General features: G+C 60.6%; 29 protein-coding genes. 17 read left to right on the top strand and 12 right to left on the bottom strand.

Annotation, left to right across the window (positions count from 1 at the left end):
- The first annotated feature begins 5 nt into the window (after window positions 1–5).
- The 5 genes from ACR3EN_RS03935 to ACR3EN_RS03915 all read left to right on the top strand — a co-directional run bounded on the left by ACR3EN_RS03935 (window position 6) and on the right by ACR3EN_RS03915 (window position 5,293).
- On the top strand, window positions 6–1,091 hold the full coding sequence (locus ACR3EN_RS03935; protein ID WP_480824463.1) for a polyamine ABC transporter substrate-binding protein: 1,086 nt from the start codon (window positions 6–8) through the stop codon (window positions 1,089–1,091).
- A gap of 71 nt (window positions 1,092–1,162) precedes the next feature.
- Entirely contained in the window at window positions 1,163–2,290 is a 1,128-nt protein-coding gene (locus ACR3EN_RS03930) for an ABC transporter ATP-binding protein (RefSeq protein WP_480824465.1), read from the top strand.
- Window positions 2,290–3,180: an ABC transporter permease subunit gene (locus tag ACR3EN_RS03925; protein WP_480824467.1), complete on the top strand. Its 891-nt coding sequence runs from the start codon at window positions 2,290–2,292 to the stop codon at window positions 3,178–3,180. Before ACR3EN_RS03930 ends, ACR3EN_RS03925 begins: the two co-directional genes overlap by 1 nt.
- On the top strand, window positions 3,177–3,995 hold the full coding sequence (locus ACR3EN_RS03920; RefSeq protein WP_480824469.1) for an ABC transporter permease: 819 nt from the start codon (window positions 3,177–3,179) through the stop codon (window positions 3,993–3,995). The genes ACR3EN_RS03925 and ACR3EN_RS03920 overlap by 4 nt, the downstream gene beginning before the upstream one ends.
- Window positions 3,992–5,293 carry an NAD(P)/FAD-dependent oxidoreductase gene (locus tag ACR3EN_RS03915; RefSeq protein WP_480824471.1) on the top strand — a complete coding sequence of 434 codons (1,302 nt, stop codon included), beginning with the start codon at window positions 3,992–3,994 and terminating at the stop codon, window positions 5,291–5,293. The genes ACR3EN_RS03920 and ACR3EN_RS03915 overlap by 4 nt, the downstream gene beginning before the upstream one ends.
- Here ACR3EN_RS03915 and ACR3EN_RS03910 read toward each other — a convergent pair.
- The 3 genes from ACR3EN_RS03910 to ACR3EN_RS03900 form a co-directional block, all read right to left on the bottom strand.
- Window positions 5,273–6,112 carry a phosphotransferase gene (locus ACR3EN_RS03910; RefSeq protein ID WP_480824473.1) on the bottom strand — a complete coding sequence of 280 codons (840 nt, stop codon included), beginning with the start codon at window positions 6,110–6,112 and terminating at the stop codon, window positions 5,273–5,275. The two genes, ACR3EN_RS03915 and ACR3EN_RS03910, sit on opposite strands and share 21 nt — an antisense overlap.
- A 95-nt stretch (window positions 6,113–6,207) precedes the next feature.
- Window positions 6,208–6,867: a flagellar hook capping FlgD N-terminal domain-containing protein gene (locus ACR3EN_RS03905; protein WP_480824475.1), complete on the bottom strand. Its 660-nt coding sequence runs from the start codon at window positions 6,865–6,867 to the stop codon at window positions 6,208–6,210.
- Window positions 6,868–6,870: 3 nt separating this feature from the next.
- Complete coding sequence (locus tag ACR3EN_RS03900) at window positions 6,871–8,094, bottom strand: flagellar hook-length control protein FliK (protein WP_480824477.1); 1,224 nt, start codon at window positions 8,092–8,094, stop codon at window positions 6,871–6,873.
- Window positions 8,095–8,204: 110 nt separating this feature from the next.
- Between ACR3EN_RS03900 and ACR3EN_RS03895 the strand changes: the two genes are divergently transcribed.
- The 6 genes from ACR3EN_RS03895 to ACR3EN_RS03870 all read left to right on the top strand — a co-directional run bounded on the left by ACR3EN_RS03895 (window position 8,205) and on the right by ACR3EN_RS03870 (window position 11,914).
- Window positions 8,205–8,480, top strand: coding sequence for a rod-binding protein (locus ACR3EN_RS03895; protein WP_480824479.1), 276 nt, complete (start codon window positions 8,205–8,207; stop codon window positions 8,478–8,480).
- On the top strand, window positions 8,470–8,817 hold the full coding sequence (locus ACR3EN_RS03890) for a flagellar biosynthesis protein FlgN (protein WP_480824481.1): 348 nt from the start codon (window positions 8,470–8,472) through the stop codon (window positions 8,815–8,817). Before ACR3EN_RS03895 ends, ACR3EN_RS03890 begins: the two co-directional genes overlap by 11 nt.
- Window positions 8,818–9,026: 209 nt before the next feature.
- The gene (locus ACR3EN_RS03885) at window positions 9,027–10,271 is read left to right on the top strand and encodes a flagellin N-terminal helical domain-containing protein (protein WP_480824483.1); all 1,245 of its coding nucleotides are present in this window, start codon (window positions 9,027–9,029) and stop codon (window positions 10,269–10,271) included.
- Between the two features lie 76 nt (window positions 10,272–10,347).
- On the top strand, window positions 10,348–10,722 hold the full coding sequence (flaF, locus tag ACR3EN_RS03880; RefSeq protein WP_480824485.1) for a flagellar biosynthesis regulator FlaF: 375 nt from the start codon (window positions 10,348–10,350) through the stop codon (window positions 10,720–10,722).
- The gene (gene flbT, locus ACR3EN_RS03875; protein WP_480824487.1) at window positions 10,722–11,123 is read left to right on the top strand and encodes a flagellar biosynthesis repressor FlbT; all 402 of its coding nucleotides are present in this window, start codon (window positions 10,722–10,724) and stop codon (window positions 11,121–11,123) included. The genes flaF and flbT overlap by 1 nt, the downstream gene beginning before the upstream one ends.
- Entirely contained in the window at window positions 11,120–11,914 is a 795-nt protein-coding gene (locus ACR3EN_RS03870; RefSeq protein ID WP_480824489.1) for a DUF1217 domain-containing protein, read from the top strand. The genes flbT and ACR3EN_RS03870 overlap by 4 nt, the downstream gene beginning before the upstream one ends.
- A gap of 5 nt (window positions 11,915–11,919) precedes the next feature.
- On the opposite strand, the gene ACR3EN_RS03865 is transcribed toward ACR3EN_RS03870, so the two are convergent.
- From ACR3EN_RS03865 to ACR3EN_RS03855, 3 genes are all read right to left on the bottom strand, one after another.
- On the bottom strand, window positions 11,920–13,491 hold the full coding sequence (locus ACR3EN_RS03865; protein WP_480824491.1) for a DUF427 domain-containing protein: 1,572 nt from the start codon (window positions 13,489–13,491) through the stop codon (window positions 11,920–11,922).
- Window positions 13,492–13,581: 90 nt separating this feature from the next.
- The gene (locus tag ACR3EN_RS03860) at window positions 13,582–14,283 is read right to left on the bottom strand and encodes a winged helix-turn-helix domain-containing protein (RefSeq protein ID WP_480824493.1); all 702 of its coding nucleotides are present in this window, start codon (window positions 14,281–14,283) and stop codon (window positions 13,582–13,584) included.
- Window positions 14,255–14,542: a hypothetical protein gene (locus ACR3EN_RS03855; RefSeq protein ID WP_480824495.1), complete on the bottom strand. Its 288-nt coding sequence runs from the start codon at window positions 14,540–14,542 to the stop codon at window positions 14,255–14,257. Before ACR3EN_RS03855 ends, ACR3EN_RS03860 begins: the two co-directional genes overlap by 29 nt.
- Before the next feature lie 175 nt (window positions 14,543–14,717).
- Here ACR3EN_RS03855 and ACR3EN_RS03850 point away from each other — a divergent pair, with 175 nt between their 5' ends.
- The 4 genes from ACR3EN_RS03850 (at window position 14,718) to ACR3EN_RS03835 (ending at window position 18,639) form a co-directional block, all read left to right on the top strand.
- Complete coding sequence (locus tag ACR3EN_RS03850) at window positions 14,718–15,185, top strand: hypothetical protein (RefSeq protein ID WP_480824497.1); 468 nt, start codon at window positions 14,718–14,720, stop codon at window positions 15,183–15,185.
- Between the two features lie 111 nt (window positions 15,186–15,296).
- Window positions 15,297–15,914 carry a ribonuclease HII gene (locus ACR3EN_RS03845; protein ID WP_480824499.1) on the top strand — a complete coding sequence of 206 codons (618 nt, stop codon included), beginning with the start codon at window positions 15,297–15,299 and terminating at the stop codon, window positions 15,912–15,914.
- A gap of 105 nt (window positions 15,915–16,019) precedes the next feature.
- Window positions 16,020–17,123: a DNA methyltransferase gene (locus ACR3EN_RS03840; protein ID WP_480824501.1), complete on the top strand. Its 1,104-nt coding sequence runs from the start codon at window positions 16,020–16,022 to the stop codon at window positions 17,121–17,123.
- Between the two features lie 133 nt (window positions 17,124–17,256).
- On the top strand, window positions 17,257–18,639 hold the full coding sequence (locus ACR3EN_RS03835) for an adenylate/guanylate cyclase domain-containing protein (RefSeq protein WP_480870664.1): 1,383 nt from the start codon (window positions 17,257–17,259) through the stop codon (window positions 18,637–18,639).
- Window positions 18,640–18,718: 79 nt separating this feature from the next.
- Here the strand turns inward: ACR3EN_RS03835 and ACR3EN_RS03830 are convergent, their stop codons facing one another.
- Together ACR3EN_RS03830 and mutY are read right to left on the bottom strand one after the other, a co-directional pair.
- Window positions 18,719–19,852 carry an alkane 1-monooxygenase gene (locus ACR3EN_RS03830; RefSeq protein WP_480824505.1) on the bottom strand — a complete coding sequence of 378 codons (1,134 nt, stop codon included), beginning with the start codon at window positions 19,850–19,852 and terminating at the stop codon, window positions 18,719–18,721.
- A 58-nt stretch (window positions 19,853–19,910) separates the two neighbouring features.
- Entirely contained in the window at window positions 19,911–20,942 is a 1,032-nt protein-coding gene (gene mutY, locus ACR3EN_RS03825) for an A/G-specific adenine glycosylase (RefSeq protein ID WP_480824507.1), read from the bottom strand.
- A gap of 105 nt (window positions 20,943–21,047) precedes the next feature.
- Here mutY and ACR3EN_RS03820 point away from each other — a divergent pair, with 105 nt between their 5' ends.
- Together ACR3EN_RS03820 and ACR3EN_RS03815 are read left to right on the top strand one after the other, a co-directional pair.
- Entirely contained in the window at window positions 21,048–21,554 is a 507-nt protein-coding gene (locus ACR3EN_RS03820; protein WP_480824509.1) for a DUF721 domain-containing protein, read from the top strand.
- Window positions 21,555–21,567: 13 nt separating this feature from the next.
- Window positions 21,568–22,233, top strand: a complete 666-nt coding sequence (locus ACR3EN_RS03815) for a DsbA family protein (protein WP_480824511.1) — start codon at window positions 21,568–21,570, stop codon at window positions 22,231–22,233.
- Between the two features lie 37 nt (window positions 22,234–22,270).
- Here the strand turns inward: ACR3EN_RS03815 and lpxK are convergent, their stop codons facing one another.
- From lpxK to ACR3EN_RS03795, 4 genes are read right to left on the bottom strand one after another with little or no spacing between them, the layout of a single operon-like run.
- Complete coding sequence (lpxK, locus tag ACR3EN_RS03810) at window positions 22,271–23,269, bottom strand: tetraacyldisaccharide 4'-kinase (protein ID WP_480858836.1); 999 nt, start codon at window positions 23,267–23,269, stop codon at window positions 22,271–22,273.
- Complete coding sequence (locus ACR3EN_RS03805) at window positions 23,256–24,491, bottom strand: 3-deoxy-D-manno-octulosonic acid transferase (RefSeq protein ID WP_480824515.1); 1,236 nt, start codon at window positions 24,489–24,491, stop codon at window positions 23,256–23,258. The genes lpxK and ACR3EN_RS03805 overlap by 14 nt, the downstream gene beginning before the upstream one ends.
- A complete protein-coding gene (locus tag ACR3EN_RS03800; RefSeq protein ID WP_480824517.1) occupies window positions 24,488–25,288 on the bottom strand; it encodes an inositol monophosphatase family protein in 801 nt (266 codons plus the stop codon). The genes ACR3EN_RS03805 and ACR3EN_RS03800 overlap by 4 nt, the downstream gene beginning before the upstream one ends.
- Window positions 25,275–26,621, bottom strand: a complete 1,347-nt coding sequence (locus ACR3EN_RS03795; RefSeq protein WP_480870668.1) for a TldD/PmbA family protein — start codon at window positions 26,619–26,621, stop codon at window positions 25,275–25,277. The genes ACR3EN_RS03800 and ACR3EN_RS03795 overlap by 14 nt, the downstream gene beginning before the upstream one ends.
- Window positions 26,622–26,741: the final 120 nt, after the last annotated feature.

Here is a 26,741-nt window from a genome sequence, read left to right as displayed (position 1 = left end):
AAGTAATGAAACTGAAAACGCTGGGGATGACAGCGGTTGTCGCGTTGGGGACTACGGCGGCATTTGCTGAGGAAGTGCGTGTGTACAACTGGTCGGACTATATCGACGAAGATCTGCTGACCAAATTCGAAGAAGAAACGGGCCTGACCCTGATCTATGACGTGTTCGACAGCAACGAGGTGCTTGAGACCAAGATGCTGGCAGGCGGTTCCGGCTATGATGTTGTGGTGCCGTCGGGCAGCTTCATGAGCCGCCAGATTCAGGCGGGCGCGTTTCAGGAGCTTGATACATCCAAGCTGTCGAATATCGGAAACGTGTGGGATGTGATCGCCGAGCGCGTCGCGCAGTTTGACCCCGGCAACAAGCATTCGGTCAACTATATGTGGGGTACTACCGGGCTTGGTGTCAATGTCGGCAAGGTCAAAGAGGTGCTGGGCGAAGATGCGCCGCTCGACTCGATGGAGTTGATCTTTAACCCCGAGAACATGGAAAAGCTGGCGGCATGCGGTGTCTATTTCCTGGATGCGCCGGACGAGATGGTACCCGCAGCGCTGGTTTATGCTGGGCTTGATCCCAACTCGCATGACAAGGATGATATCGAGAAAGCTGGAGAGGTGTTTGACGCCGTCCGGCCCTATGTGAACAAATTCCACAGCTCGGAATATATAAACGCGTTGGCCAACGGGGATATCTGCGTAGCGGTTGGCTTTTCGGGTGACGTTCTGCAGGCGCGAGACCGTGCCGCTGAAGCGGATAACGGCGTAGAGATCGCCTATAACGCGTTCAAGGAAGGCTCGCAGATGTGGTTTGACCAGATGGCTGTGCCGGTGGATGCGCCGAATCCGGAAGGGGCGCATAGGTTTATCGACTTTATGCTGGATGCGCAGAACATGGCGGCGGCCTCAAACTATGTCTATTACGCCAATGGCAACAAGGCCGCGCAGGAGTTTCTTGAGGCGGATGTGATCAGTGATCCGGCGATCTACCCCTCGGCCGAGGCGATGGGGAACACCTATATCAAGGGGCCGTATCCTCAGAAAACCCAGCGGGTTGTCACGCGTTTGTGGACTAAGGTGAAATCAGGCACCTGATCTGACGATGGCACAAGGCGGAGGGATCGCCTTGTGCCCTTTTCTGTCCAGACCGACAAACGGGGGCCGCTTTGAGTGCTGAAGCCTTTGCGCCGTGGGATGATCCACAGGCGAAACCACTGATCCAATTCCAGAACGTGACCAAGCGCTTTGGTACGTTCACGGCGATCGACGATCTGTCGCTGGATATCTACGAGCGAGAGTTTTTCGCGCTGCTTGGGCCCTCGGGCTGTGGCAAGACCACGATGATGCGCATGCTGGCCGGGTTCGAGACTCCGACCGAGGGTCATATCCTGTTGGGTGGGCAGGACATCGACCCGATCCCGCCAAACAAGCGGGCGGTGAACATGATGTTTCAGTCTTATGCGCTGTTCCCGCATCTCAGCATCTGGGACAATATCGCCTTTGGGCTGCGGCGCGATAACATGCCCAAGCAGGACCTTGAGAACCGCGTCGAAGAGATGTTGCGCCTGACCCGGCTGGAACAATTCGCGCGCCGCAAGCCGCACCAGATCTCGGGAGGGCAACGCCAACGCGTGGCGCTGGCCCGGTCGCTGGCCAAGGCACCCAAGCTGCTGCTGCTGGATGAACCCCTTGGGGCGCTGGACAAGAAATTGCGGCAGGATACGCAGTTCGAACTGATGGACATTCAGGAAAAGACCGGCACCACCTTTGTCATCGTAACCCATGATCAGGAAGAGGCGATGACTGTCGCCAGCCGCGTCGCCGTCATGGACCAGGGCAAGCTGATGCAAGTGGCGACGCCTGATCGGATTTACGAGACACCAAACTCGGTCTATGTCGCTGATTTCATTGGAGATGTGAACATCATCAAAGGCCGTGCAACGGCGCAAGGCGATGAAAGCTATCGTATCGATTGGGCCGAGGGGCAACCTCCGCTCACCGCGACATCAACGACCGGGCTGAGCAATGGGCAGGGCTGTCATCTCGCGATCCGCCCCGAGAAGGTGGCGATTACGTCCGAACGCCCCGCCGATGCGATCAATGCCATTCAGGGTAGGGTGCATGACATCGCTTATCTGGGCAATCTGTCGACCTATCATGTTGAACTGCCAAACGGCACGATCATCAAGGCGCAAACGGCGAACACCCGTCGCATCTCGCGCCGATCCTTCACTTGGGAAGACCCGGTCTGGCTGTCCTGGACAGCAACCGCCGCGGTTTTGCTGGAACGCTGATGCGCCGCGCTGTCCTGATCGCCATTCCATATGTCTGGCTGCTGGCGCTGTTCATGGTGCCGTTCTTCATTGTCCTGAAAATCTCGCTATCCGACACGGCCCTGGCCATCCCGCCCTACACCCCGACGCTGGACCTGTCTGCGGGCTGGGCGGGCGTCAAAGATTTCTTCAGCCAGCTTGATCTGGAGAATTTCGTCTGGCTGACCGAGGATGACCTGTACTGGAAGGCCTATCTGTCCAGCGTCAAGATCGCCCTGATTTCAACCTTCTTCACCTTGCTGGTGGGCTATCCCATCGCATATGCCATGGCGCGCGCGCCGGAAGAGTGGCGTCCTGCGTTGATGATGCTGGTGATCCTGCCGTTCTGGACTTCTTTTCTGATCCGCGTCTATGCGTGGATGGGTATCCTCAGCAACGAAGGCTACCTGAACCAGTTTCTGCTGTGGACGGGCCTGATCTCGACGCCATTGACCATTCTGAATACGCAGACTGCGGTCTATATCGGGATTGTCTACACCTATCTGCCCTTCATGATCCTGCCGATCTATTCCGCGCTGGAACGGATGGACGGATCACTGATCGAAGCGGCCGAGGATCTGGGCTGTTCCCGCCTTCAGGCGTTTTGGCTGGTGACGATCCCGCTGTCGCGTCCGGGCATTATCGCCGGATGTTTCCTGGTGATGATCCCGGTGATCGGAGAATTCGTGATCCCCTCGCTGCTGGGCGGGTCCGGCACGCTGATGATCGGCAAGGTGCTGTGGGAAGAGTTCTTCTCGAACCGTGACTGGCCCGTGGCCAGCGCTGTCGCGGTGGTGCTGTTGCTGATCCTGGTGATTCCGATCGTGCTGTTTCAACGCAACCAGCAGAAACAGGCGGAGGCGGATCAATGAACAGGCTGAGCTGGTTCAACGCGGTCTCACTGACGCTGGGGTTCGCGTTCCTCTATATCCCGATGATCATCCTGATCATCTTCAGCTTCAACGAAAGCAAGCTGGTGACGGTCTGGGCCGGTTTTTCGACCAAATGGTACGGAGAGTTATTGCAGAATGAGGCCTTCCTTGATGCGGCATGGGTGACGGTACGTGTCGCCGTATTTTCATCTACGCTGGCGACCATTCTGGGCACGGCGGCAGCTTATGTTCTGGTGCGCGGCGGGCGGTTTTTTGGCCGTACGCTGTTCTCGGGCATGGTCTACGCCCCGCTCGTGATGCCCGAGGTGATCACCGGCCTGTCCCTGCTGCTGCTGTTTATCGGTATCGGGTTGGACCGAGGCATTCTGACCATCGTTCTGGCGCACACCACCTTTTCGATGTGCTTTGTTTCGGTCGTCGTGTCCTCGCGGTTGGTGACATTCGATAAATCGCTGGAGGAGGCGGCGCTTGATCTGGGTTGCTCACCAGCGCAGGCCTTTCGCTTGGTGACCCTGCCGATCATCGCGCCTGCGGTAATCTCGGGCTGGCTGTTGGCCTTCACCCTGTCGCTGGATGATCTGGTGATCGCGTCCTTTACTTCTGGGCCGTCCGCGACCACTCTGCCGATCAAGATATTCTCGGCGGTCCGGCTGGGTGTCAGCCCCGAGATCAATGCGTTGTCGACGCTGATGATTGCGGTTGTCACCGTGGGTGTCATCACCGCTTCGCTTGTCACCAAACGGGCGATGATGCGCCAACGGCAGGACGAAATGGCCGCTGCGCGCGCCGAATGAAGCGGATATTCCCGGATTACGCCTATGGCCCTGCACCCCGCTTGGGGTGCTGGTGGGATGAGACTGTTGCAGCCCCGGACTGGCCCGTTCTGGGTGATGATCTGAGCGTCGACGTCGCCATCATCGGCGGTGGTTTCACCGGTCTGTCAGCCGCATTGCATCTCGCAGAAAACGGTGTCTCGGTCGCCGTTCTTGAGGCGGAAACACCCGGTTGGGGCGCCTCTGGCCGAAATGGCGGGTTTTGCTGTCTGGGTGGCTCTAAGCTGAGCCATGCTTCTCTTTCCCGCCGTTATGGCGCGGCTGAGGCAAAAGCCTATCTGCAGGCCGAGAAGGATGCGGTTCTTCTGGTGGCCGATCTTCTGTCGCGCCACGGGATCGAGGCGGACACCCATTCCAGGGGCGAAACCCAGCTGGCCCATTCCCACCGCGCCATGGAGCGTTTGCGTCGGGACGCCGATGAAACCGGGTATCTGCACGAGGCCGATGCGTTGCCGGCCCTTGGCCTCGGCGGGCGTTTCTTTGGCGGGTACACCAACCCGTTTGGCTTTGGCCTGAACCCACGGAAATACCTGTTCGGACTGGCACAGGCCGCGCTGAACGCGGGGGCCAAACTGTTTCAGCAAAGCCCGGTCTTGCGGATTGAGAAAACCGGGCCGAGCCGCCGCCTGACCACCCCTACCGGTGCTGTAACGGCGGCGCATGTTGTGATCTGTACCAATGGGTATTCCAGCGAAGACCTGCCGCCGTGGATGGCTGCGCGCTATTTGCCTGCGCAATCCACGGTACTTGTCACGCGCCCCCTGACCAACGCCGAACTGCAGGGGCAAGGGTGGACCTCGGACCAGATGGCCTATGATACGCGCAACCTGCTGCACTATTTTCGCCTGATGCCCGACCGGCGTTTTCTATTTGGTATGCGCGGTGGCTTGCTGTCGTCACCTCGGGCCGAAACCGGCATCCGGCGAAATTTGCTGCGTGATTTCCGCCAGATGTTCCCGGCATGGGAACGCGTTGAGGCAACCCATGTCTGGTCCGGGATGGTGTGTCTGACCCGTGATCTTGTGCCCTTTGCCGGAGCGGTTCCCGGTCATGCCGGGATCTTTGCGGGGTTTGCCTATCACGGCAATGGCGTTGCGATGGGAAGCTATTGCGGGCGGGCGCTTGCACGAATGGTGTTGGGACAAGCGGAACCCCTGCCTGCGCCGATTGCCATACCGCCGCAGCGGTTTCCCCTTGGTCGCTGGCGGCGTGCCCTGATGGTGCCCGCTTATGCAATACTAGGGCTCGCTGACCTGTAAAGCCGCCACTTCCAACGCGTAGCCTGAAGCATAATCTGCGGCACCGTTTTCGATGCGCCAAAGGCAATAGGCGGCCATGCGCCACGCATACCAAGGACGCAGCGCGCAATAGCGTTGCGCTATGGCCGCATCCCCATAGGCCGCCAAAAAACTGCTGATCTCGGTATCCGTCAATGGTGCCCCGCGATACAGCTTTTGCATGGCGGGTGACAGGAAAAGGGCCAGATCCTCGGTCGGATCGCCCCAGGCCGGGCACTGCCAGTCGATCAGGGTCAGCCCACTTTCAGCTTGCAGTATGTTACCCGCAACGGGATCGCCGTGGATCAGGCTTCGGCCGGTCAACGGCAGCACTTTGTTCCCGGGGCGCAATGCCAGCAGCTGATCAGCTTTGTCACCAGAACAGAGGGCGAGTATCTCATGCGTATGCTGGTCAATATCGTCGCTGCCGTTGCAACCGATCGGTGCGTTCAGCGTAGGTTTGGACTGGTGCAGTTTCCGAAGCAGATGGGCAACGTCTCGGACACCGCTGCGCCATGGCATACCGGGCGCGTGGTCATAGTAGACCCAATGCGAATCCCCGAAAGATCCTGTTGCTCGCAGCTTCGGAACGAAGCCCGTGTCGCCGAGCGCCCGCAGGCACGAGGCCTCAAGCCTGGCATCATTGCGAAACAACGGGTTCCGGAATGGCGCGCGATAGAGTTTGAGGACAGTGCCGGCGTTGCCCGACAGGACTTTCCACACCTGATTGGTCCGCCCACCATAGAGCACCTCGAACCGGACATCCGATGCGATCAGATTTCGGGTGCTCAGCTGGGCCACAAGATCGGGCGGGGGTTGGGTTAGATCAGACAGGAACTTTACCAGTTTCGGGCGAGTCGCGCTGTGCCAAGCTTTGGCGTGCTCCGATGTTCAGATCAAGCGCCCGTACGGATTTGTTTGACGCTCTCGACCTCGACTTTTGCGCCGCTGTCCAGGGTCAGGACGATGCCCCCATCGCCGCTCTGGGCTTCGACGACACGGCTGAAAACCGCGACCGGAGTGTTCGCCAGACGCTTGTCATCCTTAAAGCTTTCAAGTGATGCAGAATAGCTGCCTGGCGGAAACGGGTTTCCAGAACCATCAACACCGGCCCACGCAAACTCGGTCTGGTCAATCGGAATGGCGACGCGGTCCAGAATTTCGCCGCGTGCGTCCCGGATCACCAAGTCGGCCCGGTCGGCTGCGGCCTCGGCTTTGGCGAACATGCTGACCGGTTGCGCCTCAAAGCGAAAGGGTGCTGCGACCTGTACATCCATGCCGACCCAACTGCCAAGCTGTTCAAGGTTGACGGACCCCAGCGTTTGGGTCAGCGCCGTCAATAGCTCATTTGCCTTCACTTGTTGTTCGACCATCGAGAACTGGGCCAATTGCGATGCGTATTCTGATGAATCGAGAGGTTCCAGCGGGTCCTGATTGCGTGCTTGCACGGTCAGCATGCGCAAAAACGTCTCGAAATCTGATGCAAGGGCCGAGCGCTGTGCGGTGTTTCCGGCAATGGCGGAGGTGTTGGTGACGGAGTTGGTTGTGCTGATCATCGATCAAAGTCTCATATCAAGGCCGCGATTGGTGCTGACCGACATCGGGCGTGCGGTAGTTTCGACAGCAGTTGCGGCGTCTTCGCGGTCGAAATCTGCGTCGGATTTGGGTTGATCGGACTCGGGGGGCGGATCATGCGATGCGCCCAGGTCCAGCGACAAGCCGCCATATCCCAGCTTCTCGAATTCGGACGACAGGATTGCGATATGGCGACGCATAAGATCCATCGTCTCGGGACGTTCGGCCACAATGGTCAAGTGAAGCCCGTCGTCTCGTCCGTTGAGCGTGATCGACACGCGCCCAAGCTCTTCCGGATTAAGGGCGATTTCGACGCCGCCTGCGCCAGATTTCGCTGAGATGACGGCGGCCATCTGACCTGCGATCGCGCGCGCGACCTCGGGTCGCGCAGATGCCGGCGACGTGGCGGATATGCCGTCGCGCGGGATATGCGTTGATGTGGCCTCTCTCAGTGCTGGCAGGTCTTGTATGTTAGCCTCAGCCCTCAGATCAGGCGCTTCTTCGGCGTTGTTGGAAGCGGATGGCACCAGCGACGTGGGCGTTGAGATGGGACGGGGCGATGAGGTTTGAGCGGGCTGGGGTTTTGGGAGCGCCGAAGCAGCGAACCCCTGCGCTTCGGGCGAAGGTGTCTGATGCAAATTCCGGGCGACCGCCTCCATCACCGACACCGTGCCTTTGCGCGGCTCCATCTGTTCGCCAACCACATTCAGCTCAACCTCGCCGGGCGTGACCTGATTCGTCTGGGCTGATTGTGGCGCTCTGGTTGTAGGGTCGGGTAAACCGGCATCAGCCGGCGGGGCGGTTGACGTGATCGTCGCATGTCCAAACGACACAGCGGGGATCGTCCTTGTGCCGGTGCCGGGGTCACCCGCCTTGGGGGTGGACCAGCGTTGCAGCGGGCTGGTGTCAGCCCTTTGTTCAGAAAGCGCCTGCAAGCCTGTTTGGGTGTATTCGACTCCATCTGTATCGATATTCTGAAGCTGGGGCGGCGGCGTGGTTTCATCACTTTCGTGCGGCGCATGCACGACCGTCGCGGGGATTTCCGAGACAGTGAGCGGTTCCTGATCTGAATCCGGCCTCTCGCTCTGCTCGTTTAATGCGTCTTCGAACGCAAACCCACCGGCGGGCTCGCCGTCCGTCCCTTGGACTGCTTCCGATTTGGCCCCATTCCGTGGGGGTGCCGATATCAATGTCAGCGGGTTGGGCATGTGCTGCGACTCCATTTGTCTGGGCTGCAGCTTGCCTTCAGGAAGTTACGTTTATTTTAACTGCTTTCCCGTTTGATCGTGAAAGTTCGAAGCAATTTTCGGAGCAACCGATGACAATTCACGTGGATGCACCCGCGGTCGGCAAAGTGGCGCTTCGCCAGAAACTAAAGGCCGCGTCAGTCGAACTTGAGGCGGCGTTTCTGACCGAAATGCTGAAATCCGCAGGTTTGGGTAAAGCGCGCCAAAACCTCGGCGGCGGGGCCGGAGAAGACCAGTTCGCCTCGTTCCTCGTGCAACATCAGGCACGTCAGATGGCGCAATCCGGAGGCATCGGCCTGGCGGAAGTCCTTTTCAACGCAATGATGGAGAAATCCGATGGACAATGATCCGATCAAATCCCTCGAAGTCTTGCTGGAGTCCGAAAGAGCGGCGCTGGCGCAGGGCAATCTGGAGGCATTGGATAAACTGACAGCACACAAAGAGGATCTGATCGGTGCAATCAATGACCTGAAGGTTTTTGAAACTGAGGATCTGATCCGGGTTCAAGGTAAAGTCGAGCGCAACCAAGCCCTTCTTAACAGTGCCGCAGAAGGGATCCGCGCAGTCGCCGACCGGATGTCAGAGTTGCGCAGCGTACGCCAGGAATTCAGCACTTATGATGCCTCAGGCCAACGCACAGGATTCGCGGTGCGGGCCTGCGCCAAGCTGGAAAAGCGCGCATAGACACCGGTTTGATTCAAATCCTCGATATCGGGACTGCAGGTCTTAGCACTCCGTTAGGGGATCTCGGTCAAAGGTGGCGATGCACCTGAACAGCAGGTGGCGCGCGGGCCGCAGGGCAAGACGCACAGGTCAGAACGACAGAATGCCTGCCGTTGAGGCGGGGAAAGCAGCGGCGCGAAACGCGCCCTAACGTAAAAAGGATGACAAATATGTCCAGCATTCTGACGAACAATGGCGCGATGGTCGCGCTGCAAACTCTCAAGTCGGTCAACAAGAACCTGGCGCAGACCCAGAACGCGATCTCGACCGGTAAAGACGTCGCCACGGCCAAGGATAACTCGGCGGTGTGGGCGATTTCGAAGGTGATGGAATCCGATGTCAACGGCTTCAACGCGATCAAGGACAGCCTTGCGCTGGGCGAATCGACCGTTGCAGTTGCGCGAAACGCGTCCGAGACGGTGACTGATCTGCTGACCCAGATGAAAGGCAAGATCGTCGCGGCGCAAGAGGACAATGTGGATCGGGCGAAGATCAATGACGACGTCACGGCCCTGCGCGATCAGATCGCGTCGGTTGTTGGTGCGGCGCAATTCAACGGCCTGAATCTGGTGAATGGCGGTTCGGGGGCTTCAATCCTTGCCTCGCTGGACCGCGATAACGCCGGCGGCGTAACAGCGTCTTCCATCTCGGTCGCAAGCCAAGACCTTTCCACTGGTGGTTATGCGTCCAAGGGCGTTCTGGCAGGTTCGGACAACGTGACCACTGACAACGACGCAGCGGGTTTCACCATGGATAAGTCCGGTGGCTCGGGTGACATCGTGATCGACAGCTCGACCGACAACTTCGCAGCGGGGGATCAGGTTTCGATCACGATCGGCGATAAGGTCGCGTCTTATACGGTGCAGGCCAATGATCTGGATCCTTCGGGCACCTACGACGCGGCTTATACTGACGCAATCGTGGCGGTTGGGCTGAAGAACCAGATCGATGCGCTGGGGATCACCGGCGTCGCTATCGACTATGACTCCGGTGCCCCGGGCACCTTGTCCTTCGTCACCGGCACGGCAACGGCTGGTGCTGATGCTGATCGCGACGTGACCGTTTCGGCCCAGTTCACCAATGCGGGCTCGGGTGGTCTTGGGGCGCTGTCTTCGATTGATGTGTCCACCGATGCTGGCGCTGCTGCGGCGCTGGGTACGATTGAAACACTGATCGATACCGCAATCGATGCCTCGGCGGCCTTTGGTTCTGCGCAGGGTCGGATCGAGACCCAGAAAGAGTTCATCTCGAACCTGTCTGACTCGTTCAAATCCGGTATCGGCTCGCTGGTCGATGCAGATATGGAAGAGACATCGGCCCGTTTGCAGGCGCTTCAGGTGCAGCAGCAGCTGGCGACACAATCGCTGTCGATTGCCAACCAGGCACCGCAATCCATCCTGTCGCTGTTCCGCTAAGTCGGAACCAAACCGGGGCGCGCCTGACGCGCCCCGGACCTGATCGCCCCCCGAAGGACAATTGGAAGGATTTCAAGTGACACCGCAAACGCTTGCTCACCGCGCCTACGCGCAATCGACGGCACCAACGCGCACCCCCAGGGACACGGAATATGAGGCGATTTCAAAGATCACACATCGGCTGAAGGCTGCGGCTGCGCGCAAGGCGACCGATTTTGGTGGCTTCGTGCAGGCGCTGCACGAAAACCGCCGTTTGTGGAGCGTGCTGGCAAGCGGTGTTTCGGACACCGACAACGCCCTGCCGAACGACCTGCGGGCGCGGATTTTCTATCTGGCCGAGTTCACCGAACACCACAGCAGTCAGGTTCTGGGCAACAAAGCAGCGGTTGAACCTCTGCTTGAGATTAACATGGCTGTCCTACGTGGCCTGCGCCAGATGAGGGGCAGCTGATGGGTGGGCTGGTTCTGAAACTTGCCCCGAAAGAAAGGGTTCTGATCAACGGGGTTGTCATTGAAAACGGGGATCGTCGCAGCCGCTTCTCAATCATGACGCCACAGGCCAACGTCTTGCGTTTGCGTGATGCAATCCACCCGGAAGAGGTGAACACGCCGGTGCGGCGCGTCTGCTATGCCGCGCAGCTGGTTCTGTCCGGCGACAGTGAGCCCGAGCATGCGCGCCAGCAATTGCTGCGCCGGGTTGAAGAGTTGAGCCAGGTCTTTACCGACGCCGACAGCCGCCGCGTTTTAGCGGACGCGACCGAGGCGTTGGTGGCTGAACAATACTACAAGTGCCTTAAATCGTTGCGGTCCCTTTTGCCGCGCGAAGAGCGGCTGATGGCCTATCAGCAATGACGTTTCAGCCGGTCATACCAACGGGCGGGCTGGTTGGCTGGCGATTTCTGCAGCGCACGTATGAGGCGCAGTTCCAAAGCTATTCCGCCTCAACGATGAATGAGAGAGAAACGAAGTATTTCCTTGAGAACATAGGCAGCGTGCGTACAGCCGAGGATCTGGTTTCAAACCGGCGGCTGTTGCAGGTGGCGCTGGGGGCGTTCGGTCTGGAGCAGGATCTGGACAACCGGTTTTTCATTCAAAAAGTCCTGTCAGACGGGACGCAGGCGGACGATGCGTTGGCCAATCGGCTTGCTGATAACAGGTACCGCGACCTCGCCCGTGCCTTCGGGTTCGGGCCGGGGGATGTGCCGAAAACCAACCTGAGCGGCGAGATGCGCAAGATTGCCAACGACAATCTGGTGACCCGCTTTGAGATTTCGGTTGGTGAACAGGATGAGAGCATGCGCATTGCGCTCTACACCCAACACGCCTTGCCGGAGATAGCGGGACAGAGCGGCAGCGCGGATCGGAAGTGGTTCGACCTGATGGGCCTGCCACCTTTGCGCAAGATGATGGAAACGGCGCTTGGCCTGCCGTCGGCTTTTGCGCAACTGGATATCGACAAGCAGCTTGAGGTGTTCAAGGACCGTCTGCAGCGCGTCACCGGGTCTTCGGATCTATCGCAGTTTTCCGACGCCGGAGCGGTCGAGAAACTGACGGATACCTATCTGGCGCGTAATCAGATTAACCAGCTACAGAACACGATCTCGCCCGCGCAGACCGCGCTTATCTTGCTGGGTGGGGGATAAGACCGTCAGGCATCCAGTATGGCATCGGCGGCGGTGCGCATTGCGAAAGACTGAACGGGTTGCGACACGTTGTGCAGCTTTATTGCGCCCAGAGCGATCGCGTGCTGGCAGGCTGGTTCGATATCCTGCGAGACCACGATCCGGTGGCCAATGGTTTTGCCGTACTCTCCCAGGCGCGCGGCGATATTGGCAGCTTGACCGATGACCGTGAAATCCAAGCGCTCGCGCGAGCCGACATTGCCATAGGTGACGCGCCCATAGGCAACTCCGATCGAACAGTCACAGTGATGGCCGCTGTCGTCACTACGCAGTTCGGCCAGCTTCTCGACAATCTCGACTGCGGATTGTTGCGCATTTGATCGTGCACGGGCCGGATCATCCCCGGCCGGAAACACGGCGAGCACCGCGTCGCCGATGAACTTAAGAACCTCCCCGTCATGGGCATGCACGATGCCCGAGACGGTTTCAAAAAATGCGTTCAAGACGGTGATGTAGTCGCTGCGGCCCAACGTCTCTTCTAAGGTGGTAGAGTTCCGCAGATCGCAGAACATGATCGCGGCATCGATATCGTCGCCGTCGCCACGGCGAATCTCGCCGCCCAGAACCCGCGCGCCCGAGCGTTTGCCCACATAGGTTTCCAGCAGAACCTGCGCATTTTCGCGCTGCATGAACACTTCGTAGAACCGCGCGATGACCGAGGAACATTCAAAGACCAGTCCAAGATTCTCGGTCGTGAACCCGTCGGGGTGGTCGCAGGTCAGGGTCAGCACGTTGGTGCGCCCGTCCGAGAAAGGCAGCGGCATGGCGACGTAATCGGTCGCGCCCTTGGCGCGCAGGTCCTCGATGATTGGAAAGCTGTTATGCGGGTTGTCGTCGTTCAGCCGCTGGCGCACACCGCCCAGCCCGTTCGAGACATGACGCAGAGGGCTGTTGGTAAAAGCCGGGTGGTCATGGATCTCGTATGTGGGAGTAAAGGTCGAGATCTCTTCCGTGCCCTTTTCCCAGACATAATGCTTGCCCACGATCAAAGGATGCAGCGACCAGACCAGAATGCTGAGGCGCTGAATGGCGATGCCGTGCTCCAGCATTTTCTCGGCCAGCGCTTTGGTAAAGCCGTCAGGTGTGTCCACCTCGGACGCGCCACGCATTAGCCAATCGATCAGGGGGCCGCTAATATTCCCGTCTTCGGGTTGCCGCAGCTTATTGTCGCCAAGGTCGATCCGTGTCGCCGTATCCGGCATGAAACCGATATGGCCCTGAATGGCCTTGCTTTCGGGCAGGGCGTCCTCATAGGCCCAGATCGAATTGCTCAGCCGTTCCTCGGGCAGGCTGATATCGTGGTAGGTCGCGGTGCCTTTAAAGGGGCAGAAGGTCTGCAACTCGGTCTCGGGGCTGAGTTCTACGCACAGATCGTCTCGCGGGATGTAGATCGCAGGTGGCAGCCGCGTTTCATACATGACCTTGGCGTTTTGGCTTTCGGCCAGCAGGGTTTCGCCGCGATAGACCGCGACCCGCCCGTGCAGCGGTTCGACGGAAATCCCATAGCCTTTGACATTCGGAGTGGCGTGGACGTTCATCGGCAACCTCCCGTGGCCAAGCCCCTATAGGATGGGCCCTGACGGTTGGAATTCCAAGGGGAAGTCTGAATTTTCAGCAGCCAGCACGCCTCAGATCATCTGAATCACGTCTTTTTCGATCGACAGCATATAGCCCTTTTTGGCGATGTTCTTCACCAGCAACTCGCTGACCATCTGATTGCCCAACGCATCGCGCAGGCGTTTGATCCGGGTGGCGCCTGCCGCCTCATCACAATCGGCGGCGTTTTTGCCCGATATCATCGCCTCAATCTGCACGCCCGACAGAACCTCGTCATCCAACCGGGATTCGGCAAGAACCGACAGGGTTTCCATCGACGCGGGGGTCAGCTTGAAATCCATGTTGTTGAGGTACACCGTATTTTCCTCGCGGCTGATCAGCAGCGAGGTGACCTGAATCCCCGTGCGCTCGATCTGGGCCATGCGGCGGTTGAACAGCACAAGCATGACCAGAAACACCAGCGCCGCGATCAGCATGGCGCTGGCAAAGACCAGCAACACGAAGATGACCATGCGATAGCTGGACAGCGTATCGGCAAAGGCGGTGCCGGACTGGGCCAGAATCTCAAGCAGGCGAATTTCGGATTGCGAGGTCAGGTCAGCCTCGACAAACAGACGCTCGACCCGGGCATTAAAGGCGTTGGCGTCAGGCAGGGTCCAGAACAGGAAAACGGCGGCGGTCACCAGAATAGCGACGATGGCGGCGATCCCCGCACCTACCAGCCGAACCCCCGAACGACGCGCTTCAGTAACGGAGATAGAATTTTCCGGCATTGGCCTTCCTTCGATCCAACCCGTCCGCTTCGAATACGGACATGACGTTCAGCAGGGTCCAGCCGTTCGATTTCAGCCGCTTTGCGACCTCTTTCTGGGCCGACCCCTTTTTGCAGCTTGAGACCTGCATGACGCCATAATGCAGCCGCAGGGGATCATCCTGCTTGGCCTTGTAATCGGCATAGCAATCTGCCGCGACGGCCTGCGACCCAACCGATATCAGGGCCGTCAGAGCCAGAGAAGAGAGGATCTGTTTCATGGGCTGCATCCTGCGCATGGGTTGGGCGGATATTCAATAACCACAAGGGGTTTGCAGTCCTGATATTCGATAACACTGTGCCGTTATTGCTTGTCTGAGCTGGGTGATCGCAGGGTCGGGGCATCACATACGCGGTCCGATCCGGGCCTGCCCATCATCCGAAAGGACACGCATCATGCATCGCAAATTCATCGCTCTGATCGTCGCCACCGCCGTCGCCATAACGGGCATATCCGCGTCTCAGGCGCGGGCGGCGGATACACGGGATATCCTGGGCGGGCTTGCCGCGCTCGCGATTCTGGGTGCGGCGGTACATCACTATCAGGATGAAAAGCGCGAAGAAGAAAAGAAGCGCCATAAGTACAAGCAAAAGCACGCCAAGAAGAAAGTGCATAAGCCGCATGTGCGGCCATTGCCCAATCGCGTCGCGCGCTATGACCTGCCGCAGCGTTGCCTGCGTACGTTCGACGCTTATTCGAAGAAGCATCCATTGCTTGGGCCGAATTGCCTCAAGAAGCACTACAAACATGCCGATAGCCTGCCTCACCAATGCAAGGTTGGTTTCTGGAATGGCAAAAAGGTAAGAAGGGCATACGAACCCGCCTGCCTGCGCCAGAAAGGATACCGCGTCGTTTACCAGTAACCGGTTTCGAGCAGGAGTGGCGCCACAGAAGCGCCGCGCTGGAAGAGGGTGGCGCAAGCTGCCCTCTTCTTTTGTCTTGCACCCAGTGGCGAAACGCGGTTTGCCAGAGGCATGTCGACACCTGATTTCGAGCTTGAACAGGCACTGCTGGCGCGCGGATACCTGCGGATTGCCGGGGTGGATGAGGTTGGGCGCGGGCCACTTGCCGGGCCGGTTGTGGCTGCTGCGGTTATTCTGAACCCCGAGGATATTCCCGAAGGTCTGAACGATTCCAAGAAGCTGACGACACAGCGCCGCGATGCGCTGGACGCGGCGTTGCGCGACCGGGCTCAAGTGGCGGTGGCCGAGGCAACAGTCGCCGAGATTGACGAACACAATATCCTGCGTGCCTCGCATCTGGCGATGCTGCGCGCGGTTGCGGCGCTGGACCCGGCCCCCGATTTTCTGCTGATTGACGGGAATCTGATCCCTCAGGGCACAAAGCTGCCCTCTCAGGCGGTGGTCAAAGGCGACGCGCGGTCGGTGTCGATCGCTGCGGCCTCGGTCATTGCGAAAACCTGGCGCGATCGGGTGATGGTGGATTTGGCGCAACAGCATCCCGGCTATGGGTGGGAGGCAAATGCAGGTTATCCGACCAAACAGCATCGCGAAGCGCTGCGAAATCTTGGCGTGACCCCACACCATAGACGTTCGTTCAAGCCGGTCCACAATATCTTGTATCAAGAGTAAATCGTAAGCTGCTGATTCAAAAAAGAAATTGACGGCGAATCATCTTTGACTCATCCTTGTCTCAACCAAATGAGCGCAAAAGCGCCGTGGAACTGAGGCAGTGATATGACCACAATCAAGACGAAGGGCGCAGCCGCGCTCCCTTTAAACACGATTCTATCCGGGGACTGCATCGACGTGATGAACAGTCTACCCGAGGCGTCTGTCGACCTGATTTTCGCGGACCCGCCGTATAACCTGCAACTGAAAGGTCAGTTGCACCGGCCCGACAATTCTCAGGTCGATGCGGTGGATGATCACTGGGATCAGTTTTCCAGCTTTGGGGCCTATGACCAGTTCACGCGTGAATGGCTGAAAGCGGCGCATCGGCTGTTGAAACCCAACGGGGCGATCTGGGTGATCGGGTCCTATCACAACATTTTCCGAGTGGGGTCGGCCCTGCAGGATGCGGGCTACTGGATTCTGAACGACGTGGTGTGGCGCAAGTCGAACCCGATGCCGAATTTCCGGGGCAAGCGGTTCACCAACGCGCATGAGACGATGATTTGGGCCTCGAAACGTGAAGGTGCGAAATACACGTTCAATTACGAGGCGCTGAAGGCGCTGAACGAAGGCGTGCAGATGCGCAGCGACTGGGTGCTGCCGATCTGCACCGGGCATGAGCGTCTGAAAGATGAAAACGGCGACAAGGCGCATCCGACGCAGAAACCGGAATCGCTGTTGCATCGGGTGCTGATTGGCTCGACCAATCCTGGCGATGTGGTTCTGGACCCGTTCTTCGGTACCGGTACGACCGGGGCCGTTGCGAAAATGCTGGGCCGCGAATTCATCGGGATCGAGCGCGAGGAAAGCTATCGCAAGGTGGCCGAGAAGCGCATCGCCAAGGTCCGCAAATTCGACCGTGAGGCGCTGGAAGTCAGCGCCAGTAAACGCGCCGAGCCGCGCGTGCCGTTTGGCCAATTGGTTGAACGCGGCATGCTGCGCCCGGGTGAAGAGCTGTACTCGATGAACCAGCGCCACAAGGCCAAGGTGCGCGCGGATGGCACACTGGTGGGCGACAACGTCAAAGGCTCGATCCATCAGGTGGGGGCGCATCTGGAAAACGCGCCGTCCTGCAACGGCTGGACCTACTGGTGCTTCAAACGCGACGGCAAGACCGTGCCCATCGACGTGTTGCGCCAGCAGATCCGGGCAGAGATGCACAACTGAATACCGCCGGTGCCTGTGGCCTGACACAAGGCACTATGCCTTGCCCCGCCGATGATCCGGCGGGGTCTTTTGTTTTGGCGTCAACAATGGTTGCATGGGACACCCCGAATATGTCGCAAGAAAGATCACGGCCATGACCGAGACCACCGCGCGCAGACCCCGCAGCCTGTTCATCACACAGCCCGATCCCATCGAACCGGACAACAAATACACCGAGGCCGCCCTAGAACGACACAAGCGCGAAGGGCTTGAACTGGCCGTGCGCGCCCGCTGGGTGGCGATGGCGTTGACCGGTGTGCTGCTGATCTTTCTCAACCCGCATCCTGAGGTGCTGTGGTATCACTTCATCCTGCTGCTGATCTGCGCCAATGGCTGGCTGATCCGCCGCGCAGGGCGCGTAGGGCAATCGCGGACCGAGCTGCTTTTGATCTTTGTCGACTTGCTGATCATGACGCTGGGCATGATCGTGCCCAACCCGTTCAGCGATGATGTGCGGCCTTTGGCGATGCAATACCGGTTCGATAACTTCCAGTATTTCTTCATCATTCTGGCAGCGGGCACGCTGGCTTATTCCTGGCGCACGGTCATTGCTATCGGGTCGTGGACGGCGATGATGTGGACGGCGGGCTGGATCATCGCGTGGTGGGTCTCGACCCCTATTCCGGGGATCAGTGAGCGTGTGGCGGCGGCGCTGCAGGGCTACCCCGATGTCGCCGAGTTGCTGGATCCCAACAGCTTCATGGTGCCGCAGCGCATCCAGCAGGTGATCGTCTTTTTCATGGTGGCGGTGACGCTGGGCCTGTCGATGCAGCGGCTCAATCGCTTGCTGATAAGCAATGCCGGGCTGGAGCGTGAGCGGGCCAACCTGTCACGGTATTTCTCGCCCAATGTGGTGGATGAGCTCAGCCAGAACGATGAGCCTTTGAAGCAGATCCGCAAAGAGGATGTGGCGGTTCTGTTCATCGATATTGTCGGGTTCACCAAATACGCGGCCGGGCGCGATCCCTACGAAGTGATCGAGGTGCTGCGCGGGTTCCACGCCCGGATGGAGACCGAGGTATTCCGCCACCACGGGACGTTGGACAAGTATCTCGGCGACGGGCTTATGGCGACCTTCGGTACGCCGGTCCCTACGCCGCTGGACGCCAGCAACGCGCTGAACTGCGCGCGTGCGATGGCCGAGGTGATGGACCGTTGGAATCTGGATCGCCGCCGTGCGGGTGAGCCCGAGATCAATGTAGGAATCGGGGTGCACTATGGCTCGGTCGTGCTGGGGGACATTGGCGCGAACCGTTTGGAGTTTGCGGTGATCGGTGATGCCGTGAATGTCGCCGCGAAGCTTGAGGCGCTGACCCGTGACTTTCGCGCCCGCATCATTGTCAGCGATGCCACTCGGACGCGGGTTATGGCAGAAAATCCCTCGGTGGCCGATGTCATGACGGGTTTTGAGGCCAGGCGCCGACAAGCCGTGCGTGGTGTCGAGGCACCGATGGATGTCTGGGTGATGACGGGCTAGGGTCCTCCCGCCCATCCGTGCAGCATCAAAGATGCAGCCCTGACGGTTGGGCCGGGCAGCGCGCTGGCGCGCGCTGCGGTCACGCGCGGGGCCTGGGGTTTTGCGCTTTGTTGTAGGGGTGCCAGTTGGTAATCTCGGGGTAGTATTGCCGCCGCCATGCGCGAACGCGGGGGTTCATGACACGTCGCCACAGCGGCGGGATCATTGCCGCAACTGTCATCACAGGGTAGCCATAAGGCAGTTGCGGGGCGGCGTCTTGCGAGTGATGCTGCAAGAGCGGGAACCGTCGATTGGGCTTATAGTGGTGGTCCGAGTGGCGCTGCAGGTTGATCAGCAGCCAGTTCGACGCCTTTTGTGAGGCATTCCAGGAATGGCGCGGCCGGACGTGTTCGTATTTGCCGTCGCCGAGATGCTTTCGGGTGAGGCCGTAGTGCTCGACATAGTTGACCAGCTCGAGCTGCCAGATCGCTGTTCCTGCCTGCAGCAGGAACAGGGCAAGGCCTGACCAGCCTCCGATCAATAGCGCCAGTAACAGCATTGCGCCCTGCAGCGCCCAGTAGCGCCAGAAGGGATTGGTGGGGTCGCTCCACCGCCGATCCTTGCGGGCGAGTTTGTCGCGCTCGGCCCGGAAGGCCGAGATCAGGCTCTGGCGCAGAACCCGAGGGTAGAAACGGTGAAACCCTTCATTGTAGCGGGCGGTCACCGGATCGCGCGGGGTGCCGACATAGCGGTGATGGACCAGCAGATGCTCGGACCGGAAATGGGAATAGAGCACCATGGCCAGAAGGATATCGCCCAACCAGCGTTCGAGGCGACCCTTTTGGTGCATCAGTTCGTGGCTGTAGTTGATCCCGATCGTGCCGGAAATGACGCCCATGCCGAAGAACACACCGATCTTTTCCAGTGCCGACAGGTCTGACCGGGTGACGTACCAGATAAGGCCGAACAGCGTCAGGAATTGTATCGGAGCCCAGAGATTGGTCAGCAGAATGTACCAGCCCAGCCCGGTATCGGGCGTGTCGGGGTCGGCGTTTTCAAGGTTCAGTCCGGTCAACTGATCCAGTACCGCAAAGGCCCACCATGTCGACAGCGGCACCAGCAGAACCCACCAGCCTCCGGCCAGTGTGGTGGCCCAGATCAGCGGGATCAGAAGGATCGAAATCCAAAACGGTAAGGCGGATTGCCAGCGGGACAGGGTGTCAGGTGCGATCATCTTGGCGCTCGGGTCTGTTGCGGCCAGATAGCCATGTTCGCGCGCGATTCACAACGCGCTATTGGCCGCGCCAAAGGGCATGGGCCTTGCGCATGACCGTTGGCAGGTCGCTGGGTCGAAACGCGTGTTTGTCGATCAGGAGCAGGTCGTCGACAGCCGTGTCTGCGGGCAGATTGGCGCTCCAGACTCGCAGAATGAGGTGGAAATGGGTGAAGGTATGGCGCACCTCGCCGGACAAAAGCTGCCAGTTTGCGGGGAACGGCGGGGCCTCGGGCGGGGTCTCGGACCATTCCGATCCGGGCCAGCCCAGCATACCGCCCAGCAGACCTTTGTCGGGGCGGCGTTCCAGCGCGAGGGCGCCATTTGCGTCTTGCGCAATGTAGACATGACCGTGGCGGGTGGGTTTGGGTTGTTTCGGTGTTTTGCGCGGCAGTTCCGGTTGTGTACCGGCGATGCGTGCGCGGCAGGGATCACGCAGGGGGCAGATACCGCATGCGGGAGATTTTGGCGTACAGATGGTGGCGCCAAGATCCATCACCGCCTGGGCGTAATCGCCGGGGCGCAGGGTCGGGGTCAGCGCCGCAGCCTTGTCTTTCAGCAAAGGTTTCGACCCCGGCAACGGGTCGTGGATGTCATGGAACCGCGCCATCACGCGTTCGACATTGCCATCCAGAACCGTCTCGGGCCGCTCGAAGGCAATGGCCGAGATCGCAGCGGCGGTGTAGGGGCCGATGCCGGGCAGTTTCAGCAGCGCCTCATAGGTGCTGGGGAACTGCCCGCCGTGCTCATGCGCCACCACGCGTGCGCATTTCAGCAGGTTGCGGGCGCGGGCGTAGTAGCCCAGCCCTGCCCATTCCGCCATCACCTGATCATCATCGGCGGCGGCCAGCGCCTGCACATCCGGCCAGCGCGTTGTGAAATGAGTGAAATAGTCGCGGACGGCGGCGACGGTGGTTTGCTGCAGCATCACCTCGGACAGCCAGACGCGGTAGGGATCAGGCTGCACGCCTTCGGCGCGCTGTGCAGGCCCCACGCGCCACGGCATGTCGCGGGCGTGGCGGTCATACCAGTCCAACAAAGTGGCGCTCACGCTGAATTCAGTGGACTCACGCAAGTTTTATTTATCTCCCTGTCGGGTTTTGCTGGCACCCGGTTTCCTGCCCATTACAATAGCTGCACAGGAGTTGGAAACCAGATGCAGCGCAAACGGTCCTCGACCCGCGGGTTCAAACGCACCGCGACTTTGCTGAACGACCAGATCAGGCGCGCCGGGGAAAGCCGGGGCTTTGCGGTTTCGCGTCTGCTGACCCACTGGGCCGAGATTGTCGGGCAGGACATTGCCGCGATCGCTCAGCCTGTGAAGGTGGGCTATGCCAAGGGCGGGTTCGGGGCCACTTTGACGGTTCTGACCACCGGGCCGCAGGCGGCGATGCTGGACATGCAACGCGAACAGCTGCGGGACAAGGTGAACGCGGTCTATGGCTTCAACGCGATCAGCCGCGTGCGCATCACCCAGACCGCTCCGACCGGATTTGCCGAGGGGCAGGCCAGTTTTGATCACAAACCAAAGGCAAGCAAACCCGCGATTTCACCTGAAATAGCCGCCGAGGCGGACAAAGTGTCACGCGATGTGAATGATAACGATTTGCGTGCGGCCCTTGAACGTCTCGGGCGCAACGTTTTATCCAGACAGAAACACTAAGAAAGGGCTAAGCATGAGCCGTATTGCAACCGTAATCTGTGCGGCCGTCGCCGTGGCCGCTGGCGGCTACTGGCTGTCGCTGTCGAATTCCTCGACCTCTTCCTATCCGCTGGTGGGTGCCGCCGAGGCGCAAGAGGCCGATCTGGACACCTCGACCATCGTCGAAATGGTGCAGGGGGCCGAAGATGCGCCGGTCGAGATCATCGAATATGCCTCGTACACCTGCCCGCATTGCGCAAATTTCCATCAGGGCGCGTATAAGCAGCTCAAGAAGGATTTCATCGATACCGGTAAGGTCAAATTCATTTATCGCGAGGTCTACTTTGACCGGTATGGCCTCTGGGCCTCGATGGTTGCGCGCTGCGCCGGGCCTGAGAAGTTCTTTGGCATCACCGACCTGATCTATGAAGGCCAGTCGGAATGGACCCGCGCAGGTGGCCCCGCCGAAATCGTGGACGAACTGCGCAAGATCGGTCGTCTGGCGGGAATCGACAATGACCAGCTTGAGGCCTGCCTGCAGGACGGTACCCGTGCGCAGACACTGGTGGCCTGGTATCAGGAAAATGCCGAGCGTGACGGCATTCAGGCCACGCCATCTTTTGTGGTGAACGGCAAGAAGGTCGACAACCAGTCCTATGCCGATTTCAAGGCGCTGATCGAAGACGAACTGGGCAGCTAAGTCTGATTGGGCCAGCCTGCCAATGGCTGGCCCCGTTTCAGGGGGATGGGGCGATCTGGGCCAGCATCTCTTTGATCTTCTCATCCTGATCAATCTGCAAACGAACCGGCAGCGTCAGCACCTTGTTGCGGAACGATGCCGGAAGGCGCACGGCGTCTTTCTCGGTGGTGACCAGTTGGGCGCTGAGCGCGCGGGCCTCGTTTTCCAGCCGGGTCATGAGGGCCGAGGTTAGCGGTTGATGGTCATCCAGCGCTTCGGCTCGCAGCAGCCGCGCGCCTTGTTGGCGCAGGGTGGCAAAGAACTTCTCTGGGTGGCCGATGCCCGCAAAGGCAAGAACCGGCGTGTCGGTCCAGTCCATACCGGTCTGCAGCGGGCGCACTTCGCCTGCGGCGTGGGGAACAGTCAGCGCGCTGTCCCAGCGGTCGGCAAACAAGGCCTGCGCCTCATCTGGTCCAAGCGACAGGACCAGATCGGCGCGTTTCAGGCCGGTGGCGACGGGCTCCCGCAAAGGACCAGCGGGTAGACAAAGGCCGTTTCCGAAACCCCGTTCGGCATCGACAACGATGACCGAGAAATCCTTGGCGACCGCCGGGTTCTGAAACCCGTCATCCAGCACAATCGCCGTTGCGCCATCATCGGCGGCGGCCTGCGCGCCGGCAGCGCGGTCCTTGGCGACCCAGACATCGGCGAAGGCGGCCAGCAGCAGTGGCTCATCCCCGACCTGCGCGGCAGAGTGTTTGCCGGGGTCGACCTTGACCGGCCCTTCAAGCGAGCCGCCATGGCCACGCGTGACCACATGAGGTTGGTGCCAGATGTCGCGCAGGCGTTCGAGCATCCAGATCACCGTTGGCGTCTTGCCGGTGCCGCCCGCGTTCAGATTACCGACACAGATCACCGGCACGCCGGGATCAATGCCCGGCCCCTCGGCCACCCGCCGCGCAGTCGCCGCAGCATAGAGGCGACCCAGCGGGGCCAGCAGCCGCGCGCGCAGGTCAAGCTGATCGGGGCTTGTATGCCAGAACTCAGGTGCGCGCATCTTTGGCCCTCCGCCGGTCCAGAGTGTCTTGCACCAGATCGATCAGATGATCGGCCTGCGGGGCCCCCTCGGTCACCATTTGCCATCCGGCCAGCGCCATATCCGCCGTGCGGTCAGGTGCCAGCAATTCGACCACGCCGTCGCCCAGCTCGGTCGCGGATTTGATCGTCATGGCAGCGTTGACCTGCCCCAGCCGGTCATAGAGGTTCTGGTGCTGGCTGACATGGGGGCCGTGAATCACCGCAGACCCCAGCGCCACAGCGACCAACGGATCATGTCCGCCCGCCCCGCGTTCCAGCGAGCTGCCCATGAACGTCACGGACGAGACGCGATGCCACAGCCCCAGATCTTCGGGCGCCGAGGACAAGATGACCTGCGTGGTATCTTCGATCGTGTGCCCTTCGTCCCAGTTGGCGCAGCGCAGGTCCATTGCCTCAAGGCGTTTGTACAACGGGGCGGCCTCGGACATATCCGCCACATGCAGCACCAGCGCGAGACGCGGCAGAAGGCGCAGTGCCTGACGGTGGGCGCTGAGGACCGAGATGAATTCTTTGTCCTGCACCCATGCAGCCAGCCAGACAGGGCGGCCCGCAAGCGCGTGGTTGGTTTCGATCAACTCATCCTCGGGCCAGGGTTGCGGGTTCGGGCTTATGTGCAACAAGGGCGCGACCGAGACCTTGGCCGACGTGACGCCCAGCCGCCTGATCTGGCGGGCTACCTCTTCCGAGGGCGCGAGGATCGATGAGAAACACTCAAGCGTATAACGCGTGATATCCGGCAGCCAGCGCCCGCCGCGCGCGGGTTTCACGTCGACGGCGGCCTCGATCAGGACCAGCGGCGTGTCTTGTTCCTGCGCGCGCGTGATGAGATTGGGCAACAGCGCGCCGCCGAACCACAGGGCCATATCGGGGCGCCAGTGGTCCAGAAAGGCGCGCGCGGCACCGGTCTGTTCGGCGGGTAGAGGGATGATCGAAAAACTGCAGCCGCCCCAATCGGACAAGTCGGCATCGGGTGGGGCGGTCATCAGCACCGAAAGCCCCGGGCGTACTGGCAGCAAGCGGCGACACAGGTCATCGACCGCACGCAACCGGTCGGGTGAGCTGACATGGACCCACAACAGCTCTCCTTCCGGGCGCGGCGTGTCCGCGAAAGCGCTGCTGGGCGGGACGCCCCAGGACAACACGCGATAGGCCGCAAGGCTCAGAGATCGCGATTTGCTCATGGGGAAATTCCGCCGCTTTCCGGGTCAAGGCGGGCGTGTAGCCCGGCATGCAGGGCTGCGCCTGCTGCAACAACGCCGTTCAGACGCGGATGGGCGTTGTTGAACCGCAAAGGCTGCCCCGTACGGTCGGTGCATAACCCGCCCGCTTCACGCAGAAGCAGGTCTCCGGCGGCGATGTCCCATTCCCAGCTGGGCCGCAGGGTCAGCATCCCGTCGAAACGTCCTTGGGCCACCAGCGCCATGCGATAGGCCAGCGAGGGGCGATAGACACGTTGAAACGCGGGCGGTTCGCCTGCCAGCCAGTGATGCGGTTTGAGATTGGGTTTTGCCGCCAGTATCTCGGCCTCGGACATTTGGGTCTGGCCCGAGACCCGGATCGGGGTCCCGTTCAATGTGGCCCCTTGGCCGCGTGCGGCTGCATATAGCAGATCGCGCAGCGGCAGGTAGATGACGGCGGCTGTGACCTCGCCATGTTCAGCGATGGCCAGCGAATGCGCCCATGTGCGCGAGCCTTCGGCAAAGCTGCGGGTGCCGTCGATCGGGTCGATGATGAACACGCGGTCGCGGGACAGGCGGTCGTCGGTATCCTCGGTCTCTTCGCTGAGCCAGCCATAGTCGGGCCGCGCCGCCTGCAGGTCGCGTTCCAGCATGGCGTTGACGGCCAGATCGGCCTCGGTCACCGGCCCCGCGCCATCGGGTTTGTCCCAGCGCTGGGCCTGCGGGCCGGTATAGCGTGTGGCGATCTTTCCGGCCTCAAGTGCGGCGTCGATCAGCAAGGACAGGTCAGTTGCCGGCAAGGGTCATCCCTTCGATCAGCAACGAGGGCACGACGCGCGACAAGTAGGGTCGCGCATCATTGGCGGGGACGATCCGCATCAGCATGTCCCGCAGATTGCCCGCGATGGTGCATTCGTTGACCGGATGCGTGATCTCGCCGTTTTCCACCCAAAAGCCCGAGGCTCCGCGGGAATAGTCGCCGGTATTGGGGTTGATGGTCGACCCGATCATCGAGGTGACCAGCAGCCCCGTGCCCATGTCGCGCAGCAGGTCGGCGCGGCTGCGGGTGCCCTGCGTCAGGCTGAGGTTCCAGTTGCTGGGCGATGGAGGGCCAGACACCCCGCGCGCCGCGTTCCCGGTTGAGGTCATCCCCAGCTTACGGGCGCTGGACAGGTCCAGAGTCCAGCCGGTCAGAACGCCGTCTTCCACGATGGCCCGGCGCCCGGTCGCCAGACCTTCGGCGTCAAACGGGCGCGAGCCCGAAATGCGGGGGCGGTGCGGGTCTTCGATCAGGGACAGACGCGCGGGCAGCACTTGTTCGCCGAGGCTTTCCTTCAACCACGAGGCCCCGCGTGCGATGGCGGCCCCGTTGCTGGCCGCCAGCAGATGTCCGATCAGCGACGAGGAAATGCGTTCGTCGAACAGAACCGGAAAGCTGCCGGTCTGTGGTTTGCGCGCGCCGACAAGTGAAACGGCGCGTTCCCCGGCGGTGCGGCCGATCTCGGACGGGCTGCGCAGGTCAGACTGGTAGCTGCGGCTGTCACCGTCATAGTCGCGCTCCATCCCCGTGCCTTCGCCCGAGATGGCCACGCATGAGGTCGATCGGCTGCTGCGGGCATACCCCCCTGAAAACCCGTTGGTCGCGGCCAGATGCACGCGATGGGTGCCATAAGCCGCCGCCGCGTCCGAGACCTGACTGACACCATCAACCCCAAGCGCCGCAGCCTCGGCGGCCAGAGCATCTTGCATCAGCGCATCGGCGCTGGGCTCGGGGGTCGGATCGAATAGCTCAAGCGCGTCCATGTCCCAGCTGGTGATCAGCTGATCGGGATCGGCAAGGCCGGTGAAGGGGTCCTCGGGCGCTTCGCGGGCCATGGCGACGGCGCGTTCGGCCATCGCAGCCAGTGTCTCGGGGCGGCTGTCGGAACTTGAGACAATCGCTTGACGTTTCCCCAGAAAAACGCGCAGCCCCAGATCGGTCGCCTCGGAGCGTTCTGCATGTTCCAGCGCACCACCGCGCACCTCGACTGACACGGATGAGCCATCGATCACAATGGCATCCGCCGCCTCGGCTCCGGCTTTGCGGGCAGCGTCCAGCAGATCGTGGCTGATGTCTTGGGGTGTTCTGTTCATGAGGCCTCCGGGGGTCTTGATGCCTTTGACCTAGCCTCGGAGCGTTTGTGCCGCAAGGGCTGCGGCCCATTTCAGCGGCCCGCCTTGAGCGGGGCAGGCCGTCGCTGCGGCCCGCCCCAG

The sequence above is a fragment of the Ruegeria sp. G7 genome, assembly GCF_056535465.1.
Note: the sequence above shows the minus strand (reverse complement) of the source record. Positions and strands in the feature narration are given on the sequence as shown.

Bases quoted from the DNA above. Each gene is read 5' to 3' on its own strand.
- ACR3EN_RS03820 (WP_480824509.1), top strand. From the start codon at position 21,048: ATGCAGCGCAAACGGTCCTCGACCCGCGGGTTCAAACGCACCGCGACT.
- ACR3EN_RS03830 (WP_480824505.1), bottom strand. From the start codon at position 19,852: ATGATCGCACCTGACACCCTGTCCCGCTGGCAATCCGCCTTACCGTTT.
- ACR3EN_RS03795 (WP_480870668.1), bottom strand. From the start codon at position 26,621: ATGAACAGAACACCCCAAGACATCAGCCACGATCTGCTGGACGCTGCC.
- ACR3EN_RS03915 (WP_480824471.1), top strand. From the start codon at position 3,992: ATGAAGCGGATATTCCCGGATTACGCCTATGGCCCTGCACCCCGCTTG.
- ACR3EN_RS03935 (WP_480824463.1), top strand. From the start codon at position 6: ATGAAACTGAAAACGCTGGGGATGACAGCGGTTGTCGCGTTGGGGACT.
- ACR3EN_RS03835 (WP_480870664.1), top strand. From the start codon at position 17,257: ATGACCGAGACCACCGCGCGCAGACCCCGCAGCCTGTTCATCACACAG.
- ACR3EN_RS03845 (WP_480824499.1), top strand. From the start codon at position 15,297: ATGTCGACACCTGATTTCGAGCTTGAACAGGCACTGCTGGCGCGCGGA.
- ACR3EN_RS03885 (WP_480824483.1), top strand. From the start codon at position 9,027: ATGTCCAGCATTCTGACGAACAATGGCGCGATGGTCGCGCTGCAAACT.
- ACR3EN_RS03855 (WP_480824495.1), bottom strand. From the start codon at position 14,542: ATGAAACAGATCCTCTCTTCTCTGGCTCTGACGGCCCTGATATCGGTT.
- ACR3EN_RS03815 (WP_480824511.1), top strand. From the start codon at position 21,568: ATGAGCCGTATTGCAACCGTAATCTGTGCGGCCGTCGCCGTGGCCGCT.
- ACR3EN_RS03905 (WP_480824475.1), bottom strand. From the start codon at position 6,867: ATGATCAGCACAACCAACTCCGTCACCAACACCTCCGCCATTGCCGGA.
- ACR3EN_RS03895 (WP_480824479.1), top strand. From the start codon at position 8,205: ATGACAATTCACGTGGATGCACCCGCGGTCGGCAAAGTGGCGCTTCGC.
- ACR3EN_RS03925 (WP_480824467.1), top strand. From the start codon at position 2,290: ATGCGCCGCGCTGTCCTGATCGCCATTCCATATGTCTGGCTGCTGGCG.
- ACR3EN_RS03850 (WP_480824497.1), top strand. From the start codon at position 14,718: ATGCATCGCAAATTCATCGCTCTGATCGTCGCCACCGCCGTCGCCATA.
- ACR3EN_RS03805 (WP_480824515.1), bottom strand. From the start codon at position 24,491: ATGAGCAAATCGCGATCTCTGAGCCTTGCGGCCTATCGCGTGTTGTCC.
- ACR3EN_RS03920 (WP_480824469.1), top strand. From the start codon at position 3,177: ATGAACAGGCTGAGCTGGTTCAACGCGGTCTCACTGACGCTGGGGTTC.
- flbT (WP_480824487.1), top strand. From the start codon at position 10,722: ATGGGTGGGCTGGTTCTGAAACTTGCCCCGAAAGAAAGGGTTCTGATC.
- lpxK (WP_480858836.1), bottom strand. From the start codon at position 23,269: ATGCGCGCACCTGAGTTCTGGCATACAAGCCCCGATCAGCTTGACCTG.
- ACR3EN_RS03900 (WP_480824477.1), bottom strand. From the start codon at position 8,094: ATGCCCAACCCGCTGACATTGATATCGGCACCCCCACGGAATGGGGCC.
- ACR3EN_RS03890 (WP_480824481.1), top strand. From the start codon at position 8,470: ATGGACAATGATCCGATCAAATCCCTCGAAGTCTTGCTGGAGTCCGAA.
- ACR3EN_RS03840 (WP_480824501.1), top strand. From the start codon at position 16,020: ATGACCACAATCAAGACGAAGGGCGCAGCCGCGCTCCCTTTAAACACG.
- ACR3EN_RS03860 (WP_480824493.1), bottom strand. From the start codon at position 14,283: ATGCCGGAAAATTCTATCTCCGTTACTGAAGCGCGTCGTTCGGGGGTT.
- ACR3EN_RS03865 (WP_480824491.1), bottom strand. From the start codon at position 13,491: ATGAACGTCCACGCCACTCCGAATGTCAAAGGCTATGGGATTTCCGTC.
- ACR3EN_RS03870 (WP_480824489.1), top strand. From the start codon at position 11,120: ATGACGTTTCAGCCGGTCATACCAACGGGCGGGCTGGTTGGCTGGCGA.